This window comes from Candidatus Polarisedimenticolia bacterium, from assembly GCA_036001465.1.
GTDB lineage: Bacteria > Acidobacteriota > Polarisedimenticolia > Gp22-AA2 > Gp22-AA2 > Gp22-AA3.
In genome coordinates, this window is the sequence record DASYUH010000033.1 from 45,972 (window position 1) to 53,829 (window position 7,858).

Genomic DNA, 7,858 nt, shown 5'->3' on the forward strand with positions numbered 1-7,858 from the left:
CTCCGAGGGCCGTCGAGGAATCCAGATATAATCGGCTGCTCGGAGCGGGGATCCATGGACGCACGGCTGGCGGCCCTCATCGACGAGATCCTGCGCTCCCTCTGGAGTGACAACCCGACCGCGGCGACGGCGGCCGGCGTCCACGAACACGATCATCGCCTCGTCGACTGCGCCCCCGAAGCCATCGAGGTCCGGCTCAAGCGCCTGGCGGCGCATCGGCGCGACCTGCAGCGGCTGGCCGGCTCGATTCCCGATCTCCGGCCGGACGAGGCGCTCGATGTCCGGGTTCTCCTGGACTCTCTCGAGGTCGACGAACGGCTCCAGCGCGAGGTGCGGGCGCCGTTCCGCGATCCGACCTACTATCTGGAAGAGATCCTCTACGGCATCTACCTCCTCGTCGAACGCCAGTTCGCGCCGCTGCCGGAGAGGGCGCAGTCGGCGGCCCGGCGCGCCCGGGAGGTGCCGGGCCTCCTGCGCCAGGCGCGCGCCAACCTGTCGGCCCCGGATGCGATTCCCCGGGAGTGGGTGATCGCCGCGCTGCAGCAGGTCGAGGGAGGGCTGGCGTTCTTCGAGGGGGCGAAGCGGGAGCTGGCCCCCCGGGCGGGGCCGTCGGGCGCCGAGCTGGACGGGGCGCTGTCCGCCGCGGCGGAGGCCATGCGCGAGTTCGGCGAGCACCTGCGCGCGCGCCTGCTTCCCGAGGCGTCCGGCCGGTTCGCCGTCGGCCGCAACCTGTTCGAGTTCCTTCTGCGCGCGCAGCACGGCATCGACCTGGACGCGGACGCCCTGCACGACTTCGGCACGGAGCAGGTGGCCCGCTGCCGGGAGCTCCTCGAGGACGCGGCGAAGTCCGTCGATCCAGCGCGCTCGTGGCAGGACCTGGTGGCCCAATGGAAGCACGATCATCCGACCGAGCAGGAATTCCTGGCGGAGTATGGCCAGGAGGTGGAGCGCGCCCGGGAGTTCGTCCGGTCCCGCCGCCTGGCCACGCTGCCCGAGGGGGAGCTCCTGCGCGTGGTGGAAACGCCGTCCTTTCAGAGGACGGTCACCCCGTTTGCGGCCTACATGGCGCCGGCCCCCTTCGAGAGCGCGAAGGAAGGGTTCCTCTGGGTCACGCCGCCCCCCGCGGCCGCCCCGCCCGAGGTGCGGTTGCGCATGCTGCAGGATCACCTGCGGCCCTCCATCCCGGCGACGGTCGTGCACGAGACGTATCCGGGGCACCACCTGCAGCTGTCGGTGGCGTGCCGCATCCCCTCGAGGGTCCGGCGCTTCTTCGGCACCTCGGTCCTGATCGAAGGCTGGGCGTTCTATTGCGAGCAGATGATGGCGGAGCAGTCGTACTACCAGGACCCGCGCAGCCGCGTGCTGCAGTTCAAGGACCAGCTGTGGCGCTCCTGCCGGGTGGTGATCGACGTCGGCATGCACACGCGCGGCATGACGACCGACGGGGCCGCGGACATGCTTCATGACGTCGCGCGGCTCGAGTCCCCGAGCGCGCGCGCCGAGGCGCTGCGCTACACCCGATCGCCCACGCAGCCGATGTCCTACGCGGTGGGGAAGCAGGCGATCCTGGATCTTCGGGAGGAGGTCAGGCGGCGGCTCGGCCCGGCCTTCGATCTCGGCGCCTTCCACGACGGCCTGCTGTCCTTCGGCTCGATTCCGATCGCGCTGATCCGCAGCCGGATGATCGGCGCGCCGGCTTGAGACCGATCGGGCTCGGCCTGGCGGCCCTGCTTTTCTGCGCGACGTCTGCGGCGGGCCAGCCCGTCATGGAACCCCATCCCCTGGGGGACGTGCCGCCGGACGATCCGCGCATGGAGTCGTACTCGCACGGCAACTACGTCCTGCGTGTCGCCGACTTCCTCTGGACGGCGGGCCTCCTGGCGGGGATCGCCTTCTCGGGGCTCGGCGCGACTCTGCAACGATGGGCGGAGGCGGTCACGCAGTCGCCCAACCTCAAAGTGGGGCTGTACGTGGTGCTGTTCACCCTCGTGATGTTCGCGGGGTCCCTGCCGCTCGCCCTCTACAGCGGCTTCGTCCGCGAGAAGAGCTACGGCTTCGCCAACCAGAGCCTGGCCGGCTGGCTCGGGGATTGGGGGAAGGCGCTCGCGGTCACCGCGGTCCTGCAGGCGCTCTTCTTCATCGTCGTCTACGCGGCCATCCGGGGGCTCGGCCGGAACGGCTGGGTGGCCGCTGCCTGCCTGGCGGTCGTCTTCCTCATCGTCACGCTCGCCGCGGCGCCGGTCTTCATCGCCCCCCTGTTCAACCGCTTCGAGCCGCTCAAGGACGCGACCCTGCGCTCGGACATCCTGGCATTGGCCCGGTCCCAGGGGATTCCGGCGGACGAGGTGTACGAGATGGACGCCAGCCGCCAGTCCAGCCACAACAATGCCTACGTCGCGGGCCTTCTCGGCACCGAGCGGATCGTGCTGCACGACACGCTCCTGCGCCGGTTCACGCCGCGCGAGATCCGCGCCGTGATGGGGCACGAGATGGGGCATTACGTCCAAAACCACATCTGGAGGTTCGTGGCCTTCCTGACGGTCTTCGTCTTCCCGGGGCTCTACCTGGTCGATCGCGTGTCGCGTCGCATCATCGAGCGCCGTCCGGCGCTGGGCATCCCGGCCCTGTCGGAGCCGTCGTCGCTTCCGGTCATTCTCCTGGTCCTGGCGATGCTGGTGCTTCTCGTCAGTCCTGCCCTCTCGGCCTTCAGCCGGATGCAGGAGCGCCAGGCCGACCTGTTCGGGCTCGAGGCGACCGGGGACCCGGCCGCCGCCGCGTCGGTCTTCCTGAAATTCGGGCGCTTCGACCTGTCGGAGTACCGCGTCCATCCCTGGATCGAGGCGCTCCTGTTCAGCCATCCGAGCCTCGAAAGACGGGTGGATCGTGCCCGGGAGTTCGCCCGCAAGCGGGGCATCACGGACGACGGTCCCTCAGTTGCCCCGTGATGTGACCATGCGGGTCGTCGGCGGGCGGGAACCCGCCCCGCCGTAGTAGAGGCTCAGCGCGTCGACGTAGGCGTCGGCGACGTTCTGCCGGTAGACCGGATCCGACAGCTGTCGGCTGTCGGCCAGGTTGCTCAGATTGCTGACCTCCACGAGGACCTCGACCGGGACCTCGCTGCAGCGCAGGACGGCCGGTACCCACGACCGGCGCCGTCGCACGATTCGCTCGCGCACCGGGTCGTACGGATGCACCGAAACGCCCGCCCGACGGAACGATTTCACCAGGGCGATGGCGAACTGGCGGGACAGGCCCTCCGACCGCTCCCGCTCGGCACGCGTGAACGACACGTAGGGGGCGTCCCGCGACTCGCGGGTGCGCGCATAGATCGGGCCGGTGTATCCGTAGCGGCCGCGACGGTACTGCTCGCCCGGGACGTAGACCATCGCCCCGCCGAGGCCAGGATGGCGGGCGTCGGCATGCAGGCTCGTGAACACCACCTTGAGGGGATCGCTTCCCTCCGCCACCAGGCGGCGGAAATAGGAGTTCGTCAGGTACCACCTCAGATTGACGCCGGCGTAAGGGTCCGACAGGGGAAACGGCGGATCGGTCAGGAGGACCTCCGCGCCGTTGCGGGTCAGCTGGACCGATTCCCGGATGCGATACCCTTCCACGCGATCCTTGATCGTCGTGAGCACGCGCGCCGCGGTGTCCTCCTCCAGCCGCGCCTTGATGCGGCAGAGAATGTCGTAGACGTACTCGTGCTCCGAGACGCCGTTGTGCGCGGCGCCGCGATCGCGGCCTCCGTGCCCTGCGTCCAGGATCACGGTGACGCCTTCCAGATTCCGGCTGCGCGTCTGGTTGATGTACCGGGCGGCCTTCTGCTGGCCCTTCTCCCAGGCTTGGCGCCGGGGGTCCTGTCCGGGCAGGTACTCGGGGAGCAGATCGTCGAGGGGGAGCTTCACCCGATGGCCGATCGGGATCCCGGTGAGATCCCTGATACCGCTCCGCGCCGCGATGGCCTGCGCCAGCTCGTTCACCTCCTGGCTGTCGACCCGCCCCGTGAAGCGCATCACGACCGAATAGAGCGCCTCGCCGCGTTTCAGCCGGTACGCTCCGAAGGCCCCGCCCTCGTCGGCGCCGTACGTGAGCTGTCCGCTGGCATCGGTCGCCGGCCCCCGCGGCGGCAGGGCAGGTGGTGCCGGCCCCGGCTCGGCCTCCGAAGGGACCTCGGTGAAATCGTCGCTGGACACTTCCCCCTCGGTGGACGGAGCGGCCTGGCCCGCGGAGGCCTGCGCCGCAGCCAGCCGGGCGAAGGGGGGCAGGAGCAGCCCGGCCGGCACGACGATCTCCTGGCCGCTGGAGGGGATCAGGCCGGGAATCCCGTTCCGGTCGGCGAGAGCCCCGAAGTTCTCCCCGCGGCCCGTCAGCCAGAGCGACAGGCTCCACAGGCTCTCCTCGGACCCCTCCTGCCGCCCCGCCCCCACGCGGTGGACCCAGTTTCCGTCTCGCGGGCCGTCTTCCGGGTAGAGATCCAGGAGGGCCTTCACCTTGTGCTCGTCGTTCAGGGACGCGTACGGGAGGATCACGGTCGCCCCGGCGGGGGGCAGGCGATCGCCGTTCCGGGAGCGGATCGACGCGAGCTCGCGCAGGTCCGCCAGGTACCTCTGCCCGATCGACGCGTAGGTGTCGCCGGGCCGGACGGGAACCTCCAGCGAGAGATCCCGCCCGTTCTGCAGGACCGCGCGCTCCTTCGGAAGCCCGGGCGCCGCTCCCGCGGCGCGCCCATTGGGGGCATCGAGCCGCTGCGCCCGCTGCGCCGCGGAGGGAGGCGCCGTGCCCGCCGCCGCTCCGGTCTCGGCGGCGGCCAGGCAGGCCGCGCACGCCGCGGCCAGGGCGAGCCGGACGCGCCGGTGCGGTCGAAGCGGCCGGTCCGGGCTCACGGGTTCCCTTCGAGAGGCGGCACGTGCCGTTGAAATTTCAGCTCTCCCTCGAGCGCGGCCGCGAGGCGCAGGACGGTCTCCTCGTCGAAGCGGCGCCCGATGATCTGGAGCCCGATCGGCAGGCGCTCGCGCGTCAGCCCGCAGGGGATCGAGATCCCGGGCAGGCCCGCGAGATTGATCGTGACCGTGTAGATGTCCGAAAGGTACATCGCTAGGGGGTCGTCGGTCTTGTCGCCGAAGCGGAAGGCCGGGGTCGGCGTGGTCGGCGTCAGGATGGCGTCCACCTTCTCGAAGGCCCGCTCGAAGTCACGGCGGATCAGCGTCCGCACCTTCTGCCCCTTGAGGTAGTAGGCATCGTAGTACCCGGAGGAGAGGACGTACGTGCCGAGCATGATGCGCCGCTTCACCTCGGCGCCGAACCCCTCCGTGCGCGTGCGGACGTACAGGGGACCGAGCTGCCGCGCGCCCGGGGCGCGGTGCCCGTAGCGCACGCCGTCGTATCGCGCCAGGTTGCTGCTCGCCTCGGCGGTCGCGATGATGTAATAGGTCGGTATGGCGTACTCCGTGTGCGGCAGGGAGATCTCCTCCAGGCGCGCGCCCAGGCCTTCGGCGAGGTGGAGAGCCGACCGCACCGAGGCGTCCACCTCCTTGTCCATGCCCCCTTTGAAGTACTCGGCCGGCACGCCGAGGCGCAGTCCCGAAGCGCCGCGCCGCAGGCCCGCCAGGTAGTCGGGGACATCCACGTCCGCCGAGGTCGAGTCGTGGGGGTCGTGTCCGGCGATGACCTGCAGGACGCGCGCCACGTCCTCGACCGTCCGCCCGAACGGTCCGGCCTGATCGAGCGACGACGCGAACGCCACCAGTCCGTAGCGCGACACGCGGCCGTAGGTCGGCTTCATGCCGGGGACGCCGCAGAACGCCGCGGGCTGGCGGATGGACCCACCGGTGTCGGTGCCGAGCGCCGCCGGGACCTCGCGCGCGGCCACCGCCGCAGCCGACCCGCCGCTCGATCCGCCCGGCACGCGGTCCGGCGCCCAGGGGTTCGAGGTCTTCTCGAACGCCGAGTTCTCGGTGGAGGATCCCATCGCGAACTCGTCCATGTTGGTCTTGCCGAGGAGGACCGCGCCCGCGCCCCGCAGGCGCGCCACGCATGTGGCGTCGTAGATCGGGACATGGTTCTGGAGAATGCGGGAGCCGCATGTGGCGGGCGCTCCGCGGGCGCACAGGACGTCCTTGACGGCGATCGGCACGCCGGCGAGAGGCCCTGGCGTGCGCCCCTCCGCCCGCTCACGGTCGACGCGCGCGGCCTCCCGCAGGGCCTCCTCCTCGAGGAGAATGCGGAACGCCTTGAGACGCGGCTCGAGGGCGCGGGCCCGCTCGAGGTGGGCGCGGCACACCTCGACGGCGCTCGCTTCTCCCGAGGCGACGAGGGAGCGGATCTCGCCGATCGTCCGGCCGGTGAGCCCGCTCAACCGATCACCTTCGGGACCTTGAAATGGACGCCGTCCGACTCCGGGGCGTTCGCCAGCGCCTCCATGCGCGGAATCGAGGGAACCAGGACATCGTCGCGCAGCGCCAGCGCGCCGCTCTCGATCGAGGTGGTCGGCTCGATGGCCGAGGTGTCGAGCTCGTTCAGTCGAGCCACGTAGTCGAGGATCGAGCTGATCTGGCGGGTGAAGCGGTCGATCTCCTCCTCGTTGAATTCGAGGTTGGCCAGCTTCGCGAGATGCAGGACTTCGTTCCGGGTGATCGCCATGGCGGGGGAGCCCCGCCGGCGATTATACCCGAGTCATTGTGGTAGCCTTCCGGCCATGAGCCGAACGATTGCGGTGAATGAGGCGCGCGCCGACACCCGAGGCATGGTCCGGGCCGCGGCGGCGGTCCTGGTCCTCCTCGGCGCGGCCCCCGTAGCGAAGCCCGCCGTGGAGCCCGAGGCGCCCGTCGGCGCGGTGCGGATCACCATCGAGACGATCGCCGTCGACCGCCGGGGCACTCAGTCCCTCGGCACGGACGTGGCCGATGTCTTCTCGGGCAGCTCCGGGGTGCTGAAGAAATCGGCCACCCTCATCAGCCGCACCGGGGGCGAGGCGCGCGAAATGGTGGAGCTGACGGCCCGCCTGAGCCCCACCCTGTCCCCGGAAGGAGGCTGCGCCCTCCACATCGAGACCGAGACGCGCAGCGTCCTGGCCGGAGCGAGAGCCGGCGCCCGGCCGCGCCCGCCCGACCGGGTGCGCGCCGCGGTGGTCCTGAAGCCCTTCGAGGAGAAGATGGTCGAAGCGTATTCGTCCACCGTCACCCAGGGCAGGCTCGCCTTCCGGGTGCGCTGCGGGACGCCCGATGCGGATCAGGGGCCCGAGTCGCAGTTCGCCGAGTTCGTGCTGTCCGTGTCCCGGGGCGAAGGGGACCAGGAGCCGAAGCCGATGAAGAGCAACCGGCTGCGGGCGCTGATCGGTCACGAAGCGGGCAACCATTTCTCCTTCAACGTGACCCTCGATCCGGACGCCTCCGGCGCCCGGCGATACCGCAAGGAAGAGGTGGACGTGAGCCTGACACCGGTCCTCATCTCGGGCGGCCGCATCCAGGTCGAGGTCACCCTCCACGGCGAGCTGGCCACGGTGAGCGCCGCCGCCCCGCCCGCCGCCCACCCCTTCTCCCACACCGACACGCTGGTCCTCTCCCCGGGTCAGACCCAGAGCCTCGACATCGACGTCCATTCGTCGACGGATGAGGAGGGGTGGTCGCGCGTGCGGTATCGGCTGGGAGTCACGGCCGCCTTCTAGGAGCCTGTCCGAGCAGTCGGCCGGGCCGCGCGTCCGCAGGGTGTTGTTCCTTTGGAAAATGCCCGACGACCGTGGAGGCGCCTGATCGGGGATGAGGCGCTGGATCGGGCCTGAGTCCGTGGGCGGACAGTTCGAGGGCCTGGTCGAGGCGGAGGCTTCGGCGGACTCGCCGATCGGGCGGCCCGTTGGCTCGCT

The 7,858-nt window shown here is 70.7% G+C and carries 6 protein-coding genes; 3 read left to right on the forward strand and 3 right to left on the reverse strand.

Features of this window, described 5'->3' with window-relative positions; translation table 11 throughout:
* Positions 1-54 precede the first annotated feature (54 nt).
* Both VGV60_07070 and VGV60_07075 read left to right on the forward strand, forming a co-directional pair.
* Entirely contained in the window at positions 55-1,701 is a 1,647-nt protein-coding gene (locus VGV60_07070; GenBank protein HEV8701016.1) for a DUF885 domain-containing protein, read from the forward strand.
* The gene (locus VGV60_07075; protein HEV8701017.1) at positions 1,698-2,945 is read left to right on the forward strand and encodes a M48 family metallopeptidase; all 1,248 of its coding nucleotides are present in this window, start codon (positions 1,698-1,700) and stop codon (positions 2,943-2,945) included. Before VGV60_07070 ends, VGV60_07075 begins: the two co-directional genes overlap by 4 nt.
* Here the strand turns inward: VGV60_07075 and VGV60_07080 are convergent.
* Genes VGV60_07080 through gatC form a run of 3 tightly spaced genes read right to left on the reverse strand, consistent with a single transcriptional unit; the run spans position 2,931 to position 6,639 of the window.
* Complete coding sequence (locus VGV60_07080; GenBank protein ID HEV8701018.1) at positions 2,931-4,883, reverse strand: N-acetylmuramoyl-L-alanine amidase; 1,953 nt, start codon at positions 4,881-4,883, stop codon at positions 2,931-2,933. The genes VGV60_07075 and VGV60_07080 overlap by 15 nt on opposite strands.
* Positions 4,880-6,355 (reverse strand): Asp-tRNA(Asn)/Glu-tRNA(Gln) amidotransferase subunit GatA, encoded by a 1,476-nt coding sequence (gatA, locus tag VGV60_07085; protein HEV8701019.1) that lies wholly within the window; start codon positions 6,353-6,355, stop codon positions 4,880-4,882. The genes VGV60_07080 and gatA overlap by 4 nt, the downstream gene beginning before the upstream one ends.
* Positions 6,352-6,639: an Asp-tRNA(Asn)/Glu-tRNA(Gln) amidotransferase subunit GatC gene (gene gatC / locus VGV60_07090; protein HEV8701020.1), complete on the reverse strand. Its 288-nt coding sequence runs from the start codon at positions 6,637-6,639 to the stop codon at positions 6,352-6,354. The genes gatA and gatC overlap by 4 nt, the downstream gene beginning before the upstream one ends.
* Positions 6,640-6,694: 55 nt before the next feature.
* Between gatC and VGV60_07095 the strand changes: the two genes are divergently transcribed.
* Positions 6,695-7,663 (forward strand): hypothetical protein, encoded by a 969-nt coding sequence (locus VGV60_07095; protein ID HEV8701021.1) that lies wholly within the window; start codon positions 6,695-6,697, stop codon positions 7,661-7,663.
* The last annotated feature ends 195 nt before the right edge of the window (positions 7,664-7,858 follow it).

Bases quoted from the DNA above. Each gene is read 5' to 3' on its own strand.
- VGV60_07070 (HEV8701016.1), top strand. From the start codon at position 55: ATGGACGCACGGCTGGCGGCCCTCATCGACGAGATCCTGCGCTCCCTC.
- gatC (HEV8701020.1), bottom strand. From the start codon at position 6,639: ATGGCGATCACCCGGAACGAAGTCCTGCATCTCGCGAAGCTGGCCAAC.
- VGV60_07095 (HEV8701021.1), top strand. From the start codon at position 6,695: ATGAGCCGAACGATTGCGGTGAATGAGGCGCGCGCCGACACCCGAGGC.